The 1550-nt window shown below is 54.6% G+C and carries 1 protein-coding gene; it reads right to left on the reverse strand.

Annotation, left to right across the window (positions count from 1 at the left end; genetic code table 11):
* Positions 1-199: 199 nt before the first annotated feature.
* A complete protein-coding gene (locus tag EDC31_RS17545) occupies positions 200-1420 on the reverse strand; it encodes an SMP-30/gluconolactonase/LRE family protein (RefSeq protein WP_081797719.1) in 1221 nt (406 codons plus the stop codon).
* Positions 1421-1550 lie beyond the last annotated feature (130 nt).

Genomic DNA, 1550 nt, shown 5'->3' on the forward strand with positions numbered 1-1550 from the left:
TCGTCGTGGCGCTTCCGTGGTGAACCTGGCCCATAGCGCTTCCTTCCATTCCAGCGAGAAGAATGCACCATCAAACCACGGGACTAAACATCTAACTCAAAACTGAGGGCACGTTCGGGGCAGGGTCATCCGTCTTTCGACGAAAACATCAAGCCAGCGCTATCCGCTCTCACTCACGACACAAAATGCAACTGTAGTGCTAGGACGGTGCGAAACCCTGCACCCCGACTTGGAGTGTAAAGAGGGAGCCTGCGGCGCACATGAACAGATGGTCACGCTTGGGGCCGCCAAAGGTTAAATTAGAACAGCCTTGTGGCAGTCTGATGCGCCCAATGAGTTTTCCGGAAGGGTTGAAGACCATGACGCCACAGAGGCCGAGAGGACCTGAAGCGCCGCACCAGAGATTGCCGAAAACGTCGACGCGGATGCCGTCCGGGTTCATCTGGACGCCATTTAATTGCATGGTGCTGAAAATACGGCCGTTGCTCAGAGTGCCGTCCTTGACGTCGTAAACATGAATGGCCTGATCTCCACCGACGGATTGACCGGGACCTTTGGGTGTGGAAACGACGTAAAGCTTTTTATAGTCTGGAGAAAAGCAGAGGCCATTCGGGTCGCGAAGGTCCTTTTCTTGAAGGACAGCTGTTAGCGTGCCGTCTGGTGCAATGCGAAAGACGTGGTCGGCCTGGCGTTTTGTGCCGCCAATTTCGCCGATAAGTTCTCGCCCAATATTCCATCTGATTTTGCCGTCCGGGTTTGTCGGGCCTCCAGGTGAATCGGGATGACCCTCAGCGAGATTTGTGCCGTATCCCGGGTCTGTAAACCAGACGCTGCCATCGGGGTGAGGAACGACATCATTGGGGGAGTTGAGACCTTGTCCGTTGTAATGGTCGGCAAGGACTTTGACACTGCCATCATGTTCCCAACGTACCACGCGGCGGAAAAAGTCTTCGCAAACGATGAGACGTCCTGTGAAGTCGAAACAATTTCCATTGGCGGCATAGCTATCAGGGCGGAAGTCTGTAATCTCGCCTGTTTCCCATGTATACCGCAGAGCGCGAGAACGAATGACATCGCTTAGAATCAGAAAGCGACCTTCCGTGCTCCATGCTGGACCTTCCAGCCACCCCCCTTGATCCCAAACGCGACGAATGGGTGCTGCAAAATAGGTCAGGTCCTTGAAGGACGGGTCGAGAAAGATGACGTCAGGGTCGGGGAGAAAGCTGGGGCCTGCTTGTGCTCCCCATGCCCTTGCAGGCTGGCTGACGACGCTTGGAGGGTTAATGCTCCCAGAAAGACTGGCCGCTTTGACGTTTTTGAAGCCGAGGACGGAGGCCCCTGCCAGCCCTGTGAGAATATTGCGGCGGGTAGGAGCCTTTTTGAAAAGGTCGGTATTAGAAGATGAAAAGGGCGCAGTCATAACATTCTCCTTGGCTCATGTGCGTATTGTCACGATTTGAAGCGTCCCGGGTTTCCCGGAGGCTAATTGGTTTGAGTCACGCAGCCATATTGATGATCTGAAGGGCTGCATAGTAGTTGGCCTCGGCCTC

Source organism: Acidomonas methanolica, from assembly GCF_004346035.1.
Lineage (GTDB): Bacteria > Pseudomonadota > Alphaproteobacteria > Acetobacterales > Acetobacteraceae > Acidomonas > Acidomonas methanolica.

Bases quoted from the DNA above. Each gene is read 5' to 3' on its own strand.
- EDC31_RS17545 (WP_081797719.1), bottom strand. From the start codon at position 1,420: ATGACTGCGCCCTTTTCATCTTCTAATACCGACCTTTTCAAAAAGGCT.